The sequence below is a fragment of the Fusicatenibacter faecihominis genome (assembly GCF_020686945.1).
Lineage (GTDB): Bacteria > Bacillota > Clostridia > Lachnospirales > Lachnospiraceae > Limivivens > Limivivens faecihominis.
Map to the genome: position 1 here is coordinate 34,001 of NZ_JAJEPR010000015.1, position 16,236 is coordinate 50,236.

Here is a 16,236-nt window from a genome sequence, read left to right on the forward strand (position 1 = left end):
CAAAAGAAAGAGGACACTGTCTTATGGAAAAAGGAACGATCTTCAAATTTCATAACGATCTGGATACGGACCAGATCATCGCATCCCAGTACCTTTTGCTTCCAAATCTGGAGGAGATGAAGAGCCATACATTTGAGTCTCTGGATCCGGATTTCTCCAAAAAGGTAAAACCGGGCGATTTTGTCATCGGCGGTGAGAATTTCGGCTGCGGCTCCTCAAGAGAGCAGGCCCCCGGCGTCTTGAAGGCTCTGGGCGTACAGGCTGTCATTGCCAAATCCTTTGCCCGGATCTTTTTCCGGAATGCCATCAACATCGGACTTCCGGCCATCGTCTGCAAGGATCTTCCCGACGAGGTGAAGACCGGTGATACCATGGTTCTTCATATGTCTGAGGGAACTGCTGAGGCCAATGGAAAAACGTATTCCTGCACGAAGCTGCCGGAGTACATGCAGAACATACTGAATCAGGGCGGCCTGATCGCTTCTCTGAATCGGGAGGAGGAAGAATAATGGGAATGACCATCGCTGAAAAAATCATCGCGGCAGCCGCCGGCGTGGACTCTGTGAAACCGGGAGATATCCATACCGTAGAGCTGGACCGTCTTATGAGCAATGACGGAACCACCCATCTGACGGTGGATATGTACCGGAATAAATTAAAACATCCACATATCAAGGACACAAAGAAGCTCGTGTTTATTGTGGACCACAACGTTCCCTCCGATAATCCGAAAACCGCTGCTTCCCAGAAGAAAATGCGGGACTTTGCCAAAGAGAATCATATTGATTTCTGGGAGGGCAAAGGCGTATGTCATCAGGTGATGATGGAGAATTATGTCCGTCCCGGCGAGCTGATCTTCGGCGCAGACAGCCATACCTGCTCTTACGGAGCCCTGGGTGCTTTCGGTACGGGCGTGGGTTGCACGGATTTCCTCTACGGCATGGTGACTGGTACCTCCTGGGTGCTGGTTCCGGAGACCGTAAAATTCAACCTCATCGGTAAACTGCCGGAGGGTGTCTATGCCAGAGACCTGATCCTGACTATCATCGGTGAGATCGGAGCCAACGGCTGCAACTATCAGGTTATGGAGTTCACCGGAGAAGGTGCCAAGACCTTAAGCATCAGCGACCGGATGGTGCTCTGCAATATGGCTGTGGAGGCGGGAGCCAAGACCGGTATCTTTGAGGCCGATGAAAAGGCTCTGGAGTATTTAAAAGAGCACGGAAGAGAGCCGAAGGCCATTTATAAGAGCGATCCCGACGCCGTTTACGCAGGAGAGTACACCTTCGACCTCTCCAAGATCCGTCCCGTAGCAGCAAAACCGGATTTCGTGGACAATGTGGTTCCCGCTGAGGAAGTGGCAGGCATCCCCATTGACGAGGCCTTCTTAGGCTCCTGCAACAACGGCCGGATCGAGGATCTCCGTGTTGGCGCTGAGATCATCAGGGGTAAAAAAGTGGCTGACAAGGTGCGTTTCCTCGTGGTTCCCGCCAGTCTTACGGTTTACCGTCAGGCATTAAAAGAGGGACTGATCGATATCTTCATGGAGGCCGGAGCCATCGTCATGAACCCCAACTGCAGCGTCTGCTGGGGAAGCTGTCAGGGTGTCATCGGTGAAAATGAAGTGCTGATCAGCACCGGAACCAGAAACTTCAAGGGACGTGCGGGCCATCCGAGCTCCAAGGTTTACTTAGGCTCCGCCGCAACAGTGACCGCTTCCGCCATCGCCGGAAAGATCGCCCTGGCAAGTGAGATCTGAGGAAGGAGAACATAACTATGGAGACATCATTTACAGGACGGGTCTGGGTCCTGGGGGACGATATCGATACGGATATCATCATCCCCACAGAGTACCTGGCACTCAAGACCATTGACGATATGAAACAGTACGGCTTCAGCCCCCTTCGGCCGGAGCTGGCCGCCCAGATCCGGAAAGGCGATATCATCGTTGCCGGTAAGAACTTCGGCTGCGGTTCCTCCAGAGAGCAGGCGCCGGAGATCATCAAAGCACTGGGAATCCAGTGTGTCATCGCCAAATCCTTCGCGCGGATCTTTTTCCGCAATTCCATCAACAACGGCCTTCTGCTCATCGAGCAGCCGGAGCTTCACGAGCATGTGAAGGAGGGCGACGAAGTCACCGTTGTCATGAATCAGTATGTGGATCATCAGGGAAAACAGTACCCCATCGCTTCCCTGCCGGAGAATCTCATGGATATCCTGAGAGCCGGCGGACTGGTGAAAGCCATGCGGAAGCTGAATGGTCTGGACTGACCGGGAAGGAGAAAAATTATGGGCGAGACAGTGATTGAAAAGATCATTCATCATAATACAGGCAAAAAGGTAAAGCCGGGCGATATCGCCACCGTTTCTGTGGACCGGGTCATGATTCATGACATCTTTATCCCTTTTGTCGCTGAAAAATTTGAGGAGATGGGCTTTCAGAAGCTCTGGGACCCGGACAAGGTGGTGCTGATCTACGACCACCTCGTACCGGCCAGCCAGCTGGATGACACGAGACATTTCCATACGGGTGATGCCTTTGCTGAAAAATATGGCATGATCCATGTACACAGAAGCGACGGTATCTGCCATCAGCTGATGACCGAGGCCGGTTATGTAAAACCCGGCGACGTGGTCTTCGGTACGGACAGCCATACCACGACCTACGGCTGCGTGGGCGCTTTTTCTTCCGGTATCGGTTATACCGAGATGGCAAGTATTCTGGGAACCGGAAGCATGTGGATCCGTGTGCCGGAAACGATCAAAGTCGTCATCAATGGAAAATTGCCGGAAAATGTCATGTCCAAGGATGTGATCTTACGGCTCCTGGGTGATCTGGGAGCAGACGGGGCCACTTACCGGGCACTGGAGTTTACCGGAAGCACTGTGGAGGAGATGTCCGTTTCCAGCCGTATGACTATGGCAAACATGGCTGTGGAAGCAGGAGCCAAATGTGCGCTTTTCACACCGGATGAGAAGACGGCAGAATATTGTAATGTGACGCTGAATGATTATCAGAAGAGTCTGGTGGGAGATGAGGACGCTTCCTACTGCAAAACCGTCGTTTACAAGGCAGAGGACTTTGTACCTGTGATGGCGTGTCCTTCGCAGGTGGACAAGATCCGCAACGTCAGCGAGCTTTCCGGCATCCCCATCGACCAGGTGTTTATCGGTTCCTGTACCAATGGCCGTCTGGAGGATCTTCAGGCAGCTGCCGAGGTCCTGAAGGGCAGGAAGGTTGCAGACTATGTAAAGCTTATTGTGACTCCGGCCAGCCGGAAGATCTACAGACAGGCGATAGAACTTGGTATTATGGATGTCCTGGCGGAAGCCGGAGCAATCATCACCCATCCGGGCTGCGGACTCTGCTGTGGCAGAACCGGCGGCATTCTCACAGACGGGGAGCGCGTGGTGGCAACCAATAACCGGAACTTCCTTGGCCGTATGGGAACCTCCAAAGTGGAGATTTATCTTGCATCTCCGAAAACCGCAGCTGCCTGTGCAGTGGCGGGAAAAATTGTATAACGAATTAAATAAAAAGGATCAGCCCGGTTTGTATGCCGGGCTGATTTTGTATTCTGGAGGAGAAAGATGCAGCGTTTTTGCGCTTGACAAGTATTTACTACAGATGTAGAATATACGCGTCAACTACAAATGTAGAAGAAAAGGAGCGCAAAAGATCATGAGAAGACGTAGACAACAGGAAGAGAGAAGAATGAAGATGATTATGACGGCAGCGGCGGTGATTTGTGTTCTGCTGCTGGTTGTGGGCGTGGGGATTCTTTTGAGAAGAAGGATGCCGGAGGTTGTGCATATGACAGAAGACACCGGGAAGACGGCGGTGGTGGTGAAAAAGAAGGAGAAAGAAAAGACTTCTGAAAAGCAAACGGAAAATCAGACGGAGGATCAGAAAAAAGAACAGTCAGGAACGAAGACAGAGAGTCAGAGTACTGCTCAGAAGAAAGAAGGAACGGAAACGCAGATAAATCCAGAGAACATTCAAAACCAGAATACTCCGGCGAAGAAGGTTCAGGAACAAAATGCTTCGACTGCGGGTAATCAAAATTCAGGAACCGTTCAGGTACAGCAGCCGGAAAATAACTCATCTGCGAGTGCGGAGGCGGAAACCACTGCAGCTTCCAATAGTTCACCCGAATATACCTCCGCGGAGAATCTGGGGCTTACGCTGACGGATGAGAGCGTTACGCTCTATTCGGCAGATGGAAGTGCAGCCACCTATATCTACAAGGCCACTAATGGAAACTGGTACGATGGCAGCGGCAGAAATTATGTCTACAATGGAAACGGAACCTGGAGCGGGGCGGATGGAAGCTCCTGGAGCGAGACGGCGCCTGCTCCGGCAGCGGACAAAAGCGGCGCTTCCGTGACGGTCACAGATGAGGATGGCCTGAACAGTCAGACGCTTTATCAGGATTCCAGCAGCGGCAGCTGGGTCAATGAGGCGGGCGGCATCTATACCGACAATGGTGACGGAAGTTTTACCGGGCCGGATGGAAATTTGTGGTATTCATAAATAAAGGTATTTTTCATGGGGCCGGTTTTCTTTACAGGAAAAACGAATGGGTGTAAGATAGAGCATAAAAGAAAAATTGTTTCGGAGATTTTCAAGGGGAGAATGCTCTGTCAGCGAAAGTTCAGAAACAAAAAAGGGAGTTTATTATATGAAAAAAACAATCAGCCGTCTGCCGGATTCGGAGCTGGATATCATGCTGGTGCTCTGGAACCATGAGCCGCCCATGGGCCGCTTGGAGATCGAGCGGGTGGTAAATGAGAAAAAGAAACTGGCCCCCACGACGATCCTTTCCCTGCTCACGAGACTGGAAAAAAAGGGCTTTGTCTCTGCGAAAAAAGAAGGAAAGATGAACCTCTATACGCCGCTGGTGACACAGGAGGAATACCAGCAGCAGGAGAGCAGAAGCGTATTGGAGAAGCTTTACGGCAATTCTCTGAAGCGCTTTGTAAATGCCCTTTACCAGGGGGAAAAGATGAAAAAAGAAGATATTCAGGAATTAAGTGATTTCTTAAAAGAGATGGAGGAAGACCAGGAGGAGTAAAGATGCCTGAATTTGTACTTCATATTTTAAAAATGAATCTCATTGCGGCGGTAATCCTGCTTCTGACGGAGCTTTTTTCCAGACTTAGCAGAGGGAGATATGCTTCCGGCTGGAAATACTGGGTCTGGTTTGCTGTGGCTGTTTTTCTGCTGGTGCCAGTGAAGCTTCCTTCCGGGAGGCTCCCGCAGCTGACCGTGAATTTTGTAGTGGAACAACCGGTGAAAACAGCGGACTCAAATCTTTTAGCAGCACAGAAAGAGGCAGAAGTCTCGCAACAGACCTCAGCTCAGACCGTGCAGCAGACCTTCCACAGCCATGAAATCCAGTTAAAGGAAACTCCTTTCGGCTTCACCTTTGACCAGCTGCTGCGTCTTTTTGGCGAGATCTGGCTTGCCGGGGCTCTGTTTCTCGGGCTTGTGGGCCTGGCCCGCTATTATCTGGCGCTCCACAGGCTTTATCGCTGGAGCCTGCCGGTGGACGATGAGGATATCCTGAAAGACTACCAGCGGCTCAGCAGGGAAGCAGAACTCAAGAAACCTCCGAAGCTTCTGAAAAATGACAGGCTTACCACGCCGGTGCTGGCAGGCCTTTTTCATCCGGCAGTTTACCTTACGAATGAACGGTACGAAAAACAGGAGCTTTGCTTTATTCTGAGCCACGAGCTGACTCATTACCAGCGAAGGGATCTCTGGTATAAGCTTCTTATGCAGGCAGTTGTTTCCAGCTACTGGTTCAATCCTTTTCTGTATAAAATGAGAAGGGATGCGGAGCGAACCGTGGAAAATCTCTGTGATGCCCGGGTGTTAGGAGGGCTTTCCAGTCAGGAGCAGCTGAGCTACAGCCGCCTGCTTTTAAAGACAGCCGCAAAGCAGAGCCGGGTTCCCTATCTGGCGGCGGGACTCAATGATGGCATTCTGGTATTTAAAGAGCGGATACGTTGTATGAGAAATCTTTCTGCAATGAAAAGGTGTCGCTTTCCGGCGGTTCTTCTCTGTGCAGTGATGCTTCTCGCCCAGCTTCTGATCGGGAGCAGCGTGGCGGCGGAAAACAATCTCCAACAGAACCTTACTCAGGCGGAGACGGAAACCCGACAGGAAAGCCCGGGGATGGAAACTGCTGAAACGAGCGAAAACCGTCCACTCACATCAACTTTGACTGCAAATACCTCCGAGCCACTCACCCTCTACCGCACCGAAGGCAACGGTGCCAACTACATCTATGAAAGCGGCGACGGCACCTGGAAGGACGGCAGCGGAAGAACCTATACCTATCACGGAAACGGCCAGTGGGTCAGCGACCGGGATAGAAGTTCCTGGACGGAGGAAGGACCTCCGAACCCCGCAGATCAGGCCGTAGCATCTGTGACGGTTTATGATTCGGGCCAGCTGAACCGGCAGGTCCTTTATCAGGGGCCGGATGGCAGCTGGCAAAACCAGGCCGGAGGCCTTTACACTGCCAACGAAGACGGCAGCTTCACCGGTCCGGATGGCACTCTCTGGACCCCATAAAAAAAGTCCCGGCGGATCAGTAAATGATCCGGACCGGGGCTTCTTTTTATTCTTCTGTTTTCTTTTCTTCGATATCCAGTTTGATGTGAACATCTTTGAGCTGTTTGGGATCTACCTCGGAAGGAGCGCCCATCATGACATCCTGTGCGGTCTTGTTCATCGGGAACGGGATGATCTCACGGATGCTGTCCTCGCCGGCCAGAAGCATGACCATACGGTCTACGCCCGGGGCGATACCTGCATGAGGCGGAGCTCCGTAGCAGAATGCGTTGTACATAGCCGGGAATTTGGCTTTCACGTCGTCCTCGCCCAGACCAACGATCTGGAAGGCTTTTACCATGATCTCGGGATCGTGGTTACGAACGGCACCGGAGGAGAGCTCTACACCGTTGCAGACCAGATCGTACTGGTAAGCGTTGATGGAGAGGGGATCCTGATTGTTCAGTGCATCCATACCGCCCTGGGGCATGGAGAACGGGTTGTGGCAGAACTCCAGCTCGCCGGACTCCTCGCCGATTTCGTACATCGGGAAGTCTACGATCCAGCAGAACTCATAGCAGTCGGTCTTCATATGGCCTTCAGCCAGAGCGCCGATGTAGCGGCGGAGAACGCCTGCTGTTTTCTGAGCGGCCTGTTTCTTGCCTGCACATACGCCGACAAAATCGCCGGGTTTCAGGCCCAGTGCTTCTTTGACTGCCTCAGCATGTTCCTGAAGGAACTTGGAGATGCCGCCGGTCAGAGCGCCGTTTTCGTCTACTTTGAACCAGTAAGCTTTGTTTCCGGCCTGAACTTCCACGTCAGCGCAGAGCTTGTCGATGACTTTGCGGGTGCCTTTGAAGCCGTCAGCAACGACTGCTTTTACGACATTTCCCTCGAAGGGACCGAAACCGCAGTCAGCCATGCACTCGGTAGCATCCTGCACGAGAAGGTCGATACGGAGATCCGGTTTGTCGGTTCCGTATTTTTCCATGGCATCTTTGTAGGAGATGCGGCAGAAGGGCGCTTTGGAAGCGGTCTTGTAGGTGCCGAATTTCTCAAATACCGGCGGGAGAACGTCTTCCAGAACGGCGAAGACATCTTCCTGGCTGGCGAAAGCCATCTCCATATCCAGCTGATAGAACTCGCCCGGAGAACGGTCTGCACGCGCATCCTCATCACGGAAGCAGGGGGCGATCTGGAAATAGCGGTCGAAACCGGAGGTCATGAGCAGCTGTTTGAACTGCTGGGGAGCCTGCGGAAGTGCATAAAATTTGCCCGGGTGGTTTCTGGAGGGAACGAGATAGTCTCTCGCACCTTCCGGAGAGGAGCAGGTCAGGATCGGAGTCGTGATCTCCAGGAAACCATGCTCCATCATGCTGCGGCGAAGCTCGGCAACCACGTTGCAGCGCAGAACGATCTTGGATTTCACAGCCGGATTACGAAGATCCAGGTAGCGGTATTTCAGACGGGTATTTTCATCAGCTTCCTTGGAACGGTTGATCTCAAAAGGAAGCTCATTGTAGATACATTTGCCGAGGATCTCGATCTTCTCGGGAACAACCTCGATCTCACCGGTGGGAAGATTTGTATTTTTGCTGGAACGTTCACGGACAGTACCGGTAACGGAGATGGTAGATTCGGTGTTGACACCGGAGATCTGCTCCATCATTTCCTCAGTCTCGATCACGATCTGGGTGGTTCCGTAAAAATCACGAAGGATCAGGAAGCCCAGATTCTTGCTGACTCTTCTTAAGTTTTCATACCAGCCGACCAGAGTGACTATCTTTCCGGCATCAGAAAGGCGCAGCTCGTTGCAGGTATGGGTTCTGGATTGTGTCATGGTGTTTTACCATCCTTTTTTATAACTTTTTCGTAACAGTTCAGAACATCAGCAAAATGAAAAATCAGACTATGCAAACTTGTCTGCGATAGGATGAATTTTTTGTTTTGAACGTCCTGAACAGTTAAACTTTTTCTCGACATTACATTATACTGTATTTTATGGTTCTTTGCAAGGGATTCATGAAGATGCGTCAGGGGCGGGAGGCTCCGCTGCCTTCCTTCATGTGTACATCCAGCTGAGGATAGGGGATCTCGATCCCTTTCGCATCGAAGGTGAGCTTGATATCCTCCAGAAGCTTCCAGCGAGTGGGCCAGTAGTTTTCTGTTTTTACCTGAGCCCGAAGACCCAGGATCACGGCACTGTCAGCGAGGTCATCCACAAAGACCACATGCTCCTCCTGTGTGAGGATCCGCGGCTCCTTGCAGAGAAGCTGCTCCAGAATGGCTTTCGCTTTCTTAAGATCTGCAGAATAGGAGATCCCTACCTTCAGTTCCAGAAGCCGGATGTCATTGGAGGTCACATTGGTAAGACTGTTGTTGGCCAGAAGACCGTTTGGAAGAATGATGACTTTCTTGTCAATGGTGGAAAGCCGGGTGTAGAAGATATGGATTTCTTCTACAGTTCCTTCATTTCCTTTATTGTCTTCCCGGATGTAGTCACCGACAACGAAGGGTTTTAAAAGCAGGATCTGGATGCCGCCGGCCAGATTTGACAGACTCTCCTGAAGAGCCAGGCTGACCGCTACGCCGGCAGAGGCAATGACTGCAGCGATGGAAGTGGAGGGAACGCCCAGGTTCTGAATGATGATAAACAGGAGCAGGGTGTAGAGGAGAAATTTCAGCAGAGAATCGATAAATTGCTCTACGCCTGTATCTGCACTGGAACGTTCAATGGAGCGGCGGACGATACGCCGGATCCAGCGGATCAGAAAACGGCCGACAAAGAAGATCAACAGCGAAAAACCGATCTCCACACCGAAGGAGATCAGATCGGGAACATGTTCATTCCAGAAGGAGATCCAGCGGTTGGTTTTTGTCACTACCTGCTCCGTGACTTCCGAGGTGATTTGCGCCGCGTTCAGATCGGAAGAAGTGAGGAGATTGTAATTCATGGAAGATTCCTTTCATCGGCAGGTCCGGAGACCTGCCTGGAAAAATTCAGCCGACATCTTCTGTGGAAAGATCAGCCGATGTAAGCAGCCAGAAGCTTCAGGGTGTTTTCCACGCCGTCTTTATGGCTTCTCTCATAGCCGTGGGAAGCGTAGACGCCGGGGCCGATGAGGCCGTGGCGGAGATCATAGCCGGCTCTTAAAGCGGCGTCCGCGTCAGATCCGTAGAAGGGATAAACGTCGGCTGCGAAACCGATGCCGTTTTCCTTTGCAGCCCTGATGAGGCCGGTAACGGTCTGATAGCTGTAGGGGCCTGCGCTGTCTTTCACACAGATGGAAACCTCGCGCTCGGTGCAGGCCAGGCCGTTTCCGACGCAGCCCATATCCACGGAAAGGAACTCCACGGTGCCTTCAGGAACGGAACCGCAGCCGCCGTGACCGACTTCCTCAAAAACCGTGATGTGCTGGTAAATTTTTCTCGGGAGAGTGATGTGCTCGTCCTTCAGATATTTGGCGTAGCCCAGAAGAATGGCAGTGCTCAGTTTGTCATCCAGGAAACGGCTCTTGATGTAGCCGGAGGAAGTGATCGTGGTTCTCGGATCGAAGCAGACGAAATTTCCGGTCATGATGCCCAGTTTTTCCACATCTTCTTTGGAAGAAACAGGCTCGTCGATGACTACCTCCACGGTGTCCCAAGAACGGGCGGTGTCGCTGTATTTTCCGTTTACATGAATGGAAGCGTCGATGAGCTGCAGGGTACCGTCGTAGCAGGCACCGTCATAGGTGCGGATGCGGACGTTTTCTGTCTCGGCGTTGTTGGCATTCATGCCGCCGATGTTGGTGATGCGGAGTCTTCCATCGCCTTTTACCTCGGCAACCATGCCGCCTAGGGTGTCCACATGGGCTGCCAGAAGAATGGCCTCGCCCTCGCCGCCAAGATCAGCCAGGACGCCGCCCTTCCCGGTGAGCCTGGCCTTGTAGCCCAGACGCTTGTATTCCTCTAAAAGATAAGCGGTCACTTCGGCGGTGTAGCCTGACGGACTGTCGATGGCGAGCAGATTCTTGGCCTGCTCCAGAATGTAATCTACATAGTTGTTCATTTTCAAAAATCCTCCTTTAATGCGTCAAAAGTCAGCTGTTCCGCGCCTGTGGCGCTCCCACAGCTGCCGACCGCATTCGTAATCTGGGCTATTGCCCTACTTACTCATACGGTCTAGCCCGTCCGATATCCATGAATTCGCTCATGCAAGCATGGTTCATTCTCATGGCTGCCGTCCGGGACTTTTATAGTAAAATGTAGCATATTTGCACCTTTCCCGCAAGGGAAGTTCACAGAAAATTCAGAAAAAAGTGAGGGAGAGCGATTGACTTTTTTCTATTAGAATAGTATCTTGTAAAGATGTATTAGTAGATAAGCTAATGAGAGAAAGGAGGAGAGACATGTTCGGATATGTGATGATAAACAAAGGCGATTTGAAGGTCCGGGAGCTGGAGACCTACCAGTCTTTTTACTGCGGTCTCTGTCAGAAGCTGAAGGAGCGCTACGGCCTGTCCGGCCAGCTGACCTTAAGCTACGATCTGACCTTTGTGGTGATGCTGCTCACAGGCCTTTACGAGCCGAAGGTGAAAAAAGGAACCACCCACTGCGTCATCCATCCTTTGAAGAAACAGCCGATCCAGGTGGATGTCTTCTCAGATTATGCGGCGGACATGAGCATTCTTCTCAACTATTATAAATGCATGGATGACTGGGCTGACGAGCAGAAGATCGACCGGCGGCTTTTTGCAGAGCTGCTGAAACGGAAATTCGGAGGTCTGGAGGCTTCCTATTCCGAAAAAGCGGAGAAGGTGAAAGAGCTTCTGGACAAGCTTTCTGCGGGAGAGGCGGAAAATTCGTCGGACCTCGATTATATGGCAGGGATTTTCGGCGAGATCATGGCGGAAATCCTGGCCTGGCGAGAGGATGAATGGAAAGAAAACCTTCGGAGGATGGGCTTTTTCCTGGGAAAATTTATCTATCTCTGTGATGCCTACGAGGATTTGGAGGAAGATCTGACGGAAGGCCGTTACAATCCCCTGACAAAGCTCAGTGAGGGAAAGGATTTTGAGGAAAACTGCCGCGGAATCCTGACCATGATGGCGGCGGAATGTTCCAGAGAGTTTGAGAAGCTCCCAATCATCGAATACACCGGCATCCTCAGAAACATCCTGTATTCCGGCATCTGGGTCCGGTACGAGAAAGCCAGAAAGAAACGGACGGAAGAGAAGTCCGATACCAATAAGAAGAAAATGATCCGGAAGCGGAGGAGTTTATGAGAGATCCATATCAGGTGCTGGGTGTGTCGAGAGACGCAACAGAGGAAGAAATCAAGAAAGCATATAAAAAACTGAGCCGGAAATACCATCCGGATGCCAATATCAACAACCCAAACAAAGACCAGGCGGAGGAAAAATTCAAGGAGATCCAGCAGGCCTACCAGCAGATCATGAAGGAGCGGACCGAAGGCTATTCCGGCAGTTCCTCTTACGGACCGGGAAGCAGCAGAGGCGGCTACTACGGCGGTTTCGACGACTTCTTCGGGGGCGGTTACAGCAGAGCTCAGGAGAGCCAGAGTGAAGAGGACGTCCACCTTCAGGCGGCGGCCAATTACCTTCGGAACGGCTACTATCAGCAGGCATACAATGTGCTGAACGGCATGAAAGACCGGACGGCCCGATGGTATTATTACAGCGCCCAGGCCAATTCCGGACTGGGAAACAATGTGGCGGCCATGGAGGCGGCGAGGCAGGCCGTCAATCTGGAGCCCAACAACGTGGAGTACAGGAATTTCCTGAATATGCTTCAGAACGGGGGCAGCTGGTACCAGACGAGACAGTCCTCTTACGGAAATCCTCTCGACGGCGGCGATATGTGTACGAAGCTCTGCTGCGCGAACCTCATGCTGAACGCCCTCTGCGGAGGCGGCTTCTGCTGCTGCTAAAATGTTCAGAGCCACCTCCAAAATGCTACGCATTTCGTCGGTTTGGCGTATTTAACAAAAATATTGATTTTTGGACTGCCAGGGTTTATGATGGCAGTCGGGAATGGTGTTCAGGCAGAAAGCCTGGCATCTCCGTATAAAAACTACAAGGAGTGAAGGAAATGAAGACAAGAATTGGTATTGCAGGTTATGGTAATCTCGGCCGCGGCGTAGAATTTGCCGTTGCTCAGAATCCGGATACAGAGCTTGTGGCTGTATTTACCAGAAGAAACCCGGAAACCGTGAAGATTCAGACAGAGGGCGTAAAGGTTTATCCGATCGCCGAGGCGGCTTCTCACAAAGATGAGATCGATGTGCTGATTCTCTGCGGCGGAAGCGCAACTGATCTTCCGGTACAGACACCGGAGCTGGCAAAGAACTTCAACGTTATCGACAGCTTTGATACCCACGCAAGAATCCCGGAGCATTTTGCCGATGTGGACAAGGCCTGCAAAGAAGGACACACTGTGGGAATCATTTCCGTGGGTTGGGATCCGGGACTGTTTTCCCTGAACCGTATCTACGCAGAGTCCATTCTTCCGAACGGTAAGACCTATACCTTCTGGGGCAAGGGCGTCAGCCAGGGCCATTCCGATGCGATCCGCCGGGTAGCCGGAGTAAAACGCGGCATCCAGTACACGATTCCGGTACCGGAAGCAGTGGAAGAGGTTCGTGCCTGCAAGAATCCGGAGCTGACCACCAGACAGAAACACACCAGAGAGTGCTTCATTGTGGCTGAGGAAGGCGCAGATCTTCAGAAAATTGAGGAAGAGATCAAGACCATGCCCAACTATTTCTCCGATTATGATACCACCGTTCATTTCATCAGCGAGGAAGAGTTCGACAGAGACCACACAGCAATGCCTCACGGCGGTTTCGTGATCCGCACCGGAAAGACCGGCAAGGGCGAGAACACCGATCAGCTCATCGAGTATTCCTTAAAGCTTGGTTCCAACCCGGAATTTACCTCCAGCGTTCTGGTGGCTTATGCAAGAGCCGCTCATCGCATGGCTTCCGAGGGACAGACCGGCTGCAAGACCGTTTTCGATGTGGCTCCGTCTTACCTTTCCCCGTTAAGCGGCGAGGAGCTTCGCGCCCATCTCTTATAAGAAGTGCAAAAAAGGACCCTTTTTTAGACAAAAGGGGTTCTTTTTTTTTACCATGGAATCGTGTAAGATAAAGATACCTTAAGAAATTCGGAAAACCTGTGAAACAAGGAGGAACTTTATCATGACAACAAAAGAAAGATATGAATCCGCGAAGGAGCTTTACGCATCCATTGGCGTGAATACGGATAAAGCCATTGAGACCCTGAAAAAGATTCCAATTTCCCTGCATTGCTGGCAAGGCGACGATGTGACCGGTTTTGACCACGATGGTCCTCTGACCGGCGGTATTCAGGCTACCGGAAACTATCCCGGAAAAGCCAGAAATCCCCAGGAACTCATGGACGACATCGACGAAGTCTTAAAGCTCGTTCCCGGCAAACACAAACTGAATCTCCATGCAAGCTACGCCATCTTTGAGCCCGGCGAGTTTGTAGATAGAGACAAACTGGAGCCGAAGCATTTTGCAAAATGGGTAGAGTTCGCAAAAGAAAGAGGCCTGGGCCTTGACTTCAACCCCACCTGCTTCGCTCACCCGAAGGTAAAAGACAACCTGACCCTCTCAAGCCCCGATGAGGAGACCCGCCAGTTCTGGATTCGTCATTGCCAGGCCTGCATCCGCATCTCTGAGTATTTTGCTGATGAGCTGGGTGTTCCCTGCGCTATGAATATCTGGATTCCGGACGGCTACAAGGATATCCCGGCAGACCGTCTGGGACCGAGAGCAAGATTTAAAGATTCTCTGGATCAGATCCTGGCTATTCCTTATGACAAGAGCAAGGTTTATGTATGCCTGGAGTCCAAGGTATTCGGTATCGGCCTTGAGTCATACACCGTAGGTTCCAGCGAGTTTACCATCAACTATGCTGCAAGAAAAGGCATCATCAGCCTGATGGACAACGGTCATTATCATCCGACCGAAGTGGTATCCGATAAGATTTCCTCCATGCTGCTCTTCAACGACAAGATCGCTCTCCATGTGACCCGTCCAGTGCGCTGGGACAGCGACCATGTAGTGCTCTTTGACGACGAGACCCGCGAGATCGCAAAAGAGATCGTGAGAAACGACGCCATCGACCGCGTGCTTCTGGCTTTGGACTTCTTCGATGCCAGCATCAACCGTATCTCTGCCTGGGTAAACGGTATGAGAAATCTGCAGAAAGCCCTTCTGTATGCTCTGCTTACTCCGAATGCCCGTTTGAAAGAGCTTCAGAACGAGAGCAACTTCACCGAGCTTATGACCATGCAGGAAGAGCTGAAGGTTTATCCCTTCGGTGATGTATGGAACTACTTCTGCGAGGCCAACGGTGTTCCCGAGAGAGAAGACTGGTTTAAAGAGGTAAAACGCTACGAGGACGAAGTTCTCTCCAGGAGAAACTAAAATCTGATCGAAAAGCAAAGCCCTGTGTCTGAAAATGGACGCGGGGCTTTTTTAAAATAGGGAAAAAGCTTCCCGCTCTTGCATGCTCCGCTGGATTATGGTAGCCTATGAAAAAAGACAAAAGGACGTAACCAAAGACTATGCGAGAAGAATTACTGGAAAAACTTCGGGCCATTACGCCAGAGGAGGAGAAAATCCTGGCTGGGGAAGAGGGCGTGGACAGGACTCTTTATACATCAGGAAAAGATTTCACGGTGGACAGCAGGAAGATGCTGGAGCGGGGAGAACTCATCAATGTGAGAACCCACACCCGCTTTGTCCATTTTCCAGAGCACAGGCACAATTATGTGGAGGTGCTCTACACCTGCGAGGGGACAATTACCAACATCATCGGGGGAAAAGAGGTGGCCGTGAAAAAAGGCGAGCTTCTCTTTCTCAACCAGTTCACGCGCCACGAGATCCTTCCGGCGGGGAGAGACGATATCGCGATCAATTTTATCATTCTGCCGGAATTTTTTGATGTGGCCTATGAGATGATCGGAAACAACAGCGTGCTGACGGATTTTCTCGTGAATCTTTTGAGGAAGGACGAGGAGAAGGGAGAATTTCTCCATTTCAGGGTCTCGGAGGTGCTGCAGATTCAGAATCTCCTGGAAAATATGATCGATTCCGTGGTTTCCGGGAAAAAAGACCAGAACCGGATCAACCAGATCACGATGGGACTTCTGTTTCTCTATCTCAGTGAGTCCGTCCAGCTGGCCAAAATGCGGAGGCAGGACCGGTACGAGGATGTGCTGGTGATGACCGTGCTGGAATATATTGAGCAGAACTACCGGACCGCCTCCCTCTCGGAACTCTGCGACCGCTTACGGCTGCCCATACACACCTTAAGCCGGATGATCAAAAGGGGCACCGGGGCCAATTTTACAGAGCTTCTCCAGAGAAAAAGGCTCAGCAAAGCGGTTCAGCTTCTCTGTGACACCTCCCTTTCCGTGAACGATATCATCGCGGCGGTGGGCTATGAGAACAACAGCTATTTTCACCGTGTTTTCCGGGAGCGCTACCAGCTGACCCCCAAGGAATTCCGGAAAAAGAACAGTGCCGGAGGCCAGGTACGCCTGTAAATACGGGCTTTCCGGGAAATCCGTTAAAAAAGTATAAATTTCCGAATAATTATTGACTAATGGTCATTTCTGTAGTAGAGTAGCAACTGTGC

Annotated in this window: 15 protein-coding genes; 12 read left to right on the forward strand and 3 right to left on the reverse strand. The window is 51.5% G+C overall.

Annotation, left to right across the window (positions count from 1 at the left end; all coding sequences use genetic code 11):
* Positions 1–23: 23 nt before the first annotated feature.
* From LKD71_RS10040 to LKD71_RS10070, 7 genes are all read left to right on the forward strand, one after another.
* Positions 24–509, forward strand: coding sequence for a LeuD/DmdB family oxidoreductase small subunit (locus LKD71_RS10040; RefSeq protein ID WP_227615295.1), 486 nt, complete (start codon positions 24–26; stop codon positions 507–509).
* Positions 509–1,759: a 3-isopropylmalate dehydratase large subunit gene (locus LKD71_RS10045; protein ID WP_227615296.1), complete on the forward strand. Its 1,251-nt coding sequence runs from the start codon at positions 509–511 to the stop codon at positions 1,757–1,759. The genes LKD71_RS10040 and LKD71_RS10045 overlap by 1 nt, the downstream gene beginning before the upstream one ends.
* A 17-nt stretch (positions 1,760–1,776) precedes the next feature.
* On the forward strand, positions 1,777–2,271 hold the full coding sequence (locus LKD71_RS10050; protein WP_227615297.1) for a LeuD/DmdB family oxidoreductase small subunit: 495 nt from the start codon (positions 1,777–1,779) through the stop codon (positions 2,269–2,271).
* An 18-nt stretch (positions 2,272–2,289) separates the two neighbouring features.
* Positions 2,290–3,525, forward strand: a complete 1,236-nt coding sequence (locus LKD71_RS10055; protein WP_178046635.1) for a 3-isopropylmalate dehydratase large subunit — start codon at positions 2,290–2,292, stop codon at positions 3,523–3,525.
* Between the two features lie 157 nt (positions 3,526–3,682).
* Positions 3,683–4,534: a hypothetical protein gene (locus tag LKD71_RS10060; RefSeq protein ID WP_227615298.1), complete on the forward strand. Its 852-nt coding sequence runs from the start codon at positions 3,683–3,685 to the stop codon at positions 4,532–4,534.
* A gap of 148 nt (positions 4,535–4,682) precedes the next feature.
* Positions 4,683–5,075: a BlaI/MecI/CopY family transcriptional regulator gene (locus LKD71_RS10065; protein WP_178044750.1), complete on the forward strand. Its 393-nt coding sequence runs from the start codon at positions 4,683–4,685 to the stop codon at positions 5,073–5,075.
* Between the two features lie 2 nt (positions 5,076–5,077).
* Positions 5,078–6,583, forward strand: a complete 1,506-nt coding sequence (locus tag LKD71_RS10070; RefSeq protein ID WP_227615299.1) for a M56 family metallopeptidase — start codon at positions 5,078–5,080, stop codon at positions 6,581–6,583.
* Positions 6,584–6,629: 46 nt separating this feature from the next.
* Here LKD71_RS10070 and aspS read toward each other — a convergent pair whose 3' ends face one another.
* The 3 genes from aspS to LKD71_RS10085 all read right to left on the reverse strand — a co-directional run bounded on the left by aspS (position 6,630) and on the right by LKD71_RS10085 (position 10,613).
* Complete coding sequence (gene aspS / locus LKD71_RS10075) at positions 6,630–8,402, reverse strand: aspartate--tRNA ligase (protein ID WP_227615300.1); 1,773 nt, start codon at positions 8,400–8,402, stop codon at positions 6,630–6,632.
* A gap of 193 nt (positions 8,403–8,595) precedes the next feature.
* On the reverse strand, positions 8,596–9,516 hold the full coding sequence (locus tag LKD71_RS10080) for a mechanosensitive ion channel family protein (RefSeq protein WP_117763924.1): 921 nt from the start codon (positions 9,514–9,516) through the stop codon (positions 8,596–8,598).
* A 71-nt stretch (positions 9,517–9,587) separates the two neighbouring features.
* Positions 9,588–10,613: a M42 family metallopeptidase gene (locus tag LKD71_RS10085; protein WP_227615301.1), complete on the reverse strand. Its 1,026-nt coding sequence runs from the start codon at positions 10,611–10,613 to the stop codon at positions 9,588–9,590.
* Positions 10,614–10,953: 340 nt separating this feature from the next.
* Between LKD71_RS10085 and LKD71_RS10090 the strand changes: the two genes are divergently transcribed.
* The 5 genes from LKD71_RS10090 (at position 10,954) to LKD71_RS10110 (ending at position 16,144) form a co-directional block, all read left to right on the forward strand.
* On the forward strand, positions 10,954–11,829 hold the full coding sequence (locus LKD71_RS10090) for a DUF5685 family protein (protein ID WP_227615302.1): 876 nt from the start codon (positions 10,954–10,956) through the stop codon (positions 11,827–11,829).
* Entirely contained in the window at positions 11,826–12,494 is a 669-nt protein-coding gene (locus LKD71_RS10095) for a J domain-containing protein (protein ID WP_178045608.1), read from the forward strand. Before LKD71_RS10090 ends, LKD71_RS10095 begins: the two co-directional genes overlap by 4 nt.
* A gap of 161 nt (positions 12,495–12,655) precedes the next feature.
* Entirely contained in the window at positions 12,656–13,642 is a 987-nt protein-coding gene (locus LKD71_RS10100) for a diaminopimelate dehydrogenase (RefSeq protein ID WP_227615303.1), read from the forward strand.
* Between the two features lie 121 nt (positions 13,643–13,763).
* On the forward strand, positions 13,764–15,020 hold the full coding sequence (locus tag LKD71_RS10105; protein ID WP_227615304.1) for an L-rhamnose isomerase: 1,257 nt from the start codon (positions 13,764–13,766) through the stop codon (positions 15,018–15,020).
* A 140-nt stretch (positions 15,021–15,160) separates the two neighbouring features.
* Complete coding sequence (locus LKD71_RS10110) at positions 15,161–16,144, forward strand: AraC family transcriptional regulator (RefSeq protein WP_227615305.1); 984 nt, start codon at positions 15,161–15,163, stop codon at positions 16,142–16,144.
* Positions 16,145–16,236 lie beyond the last annotated feature (92 nt).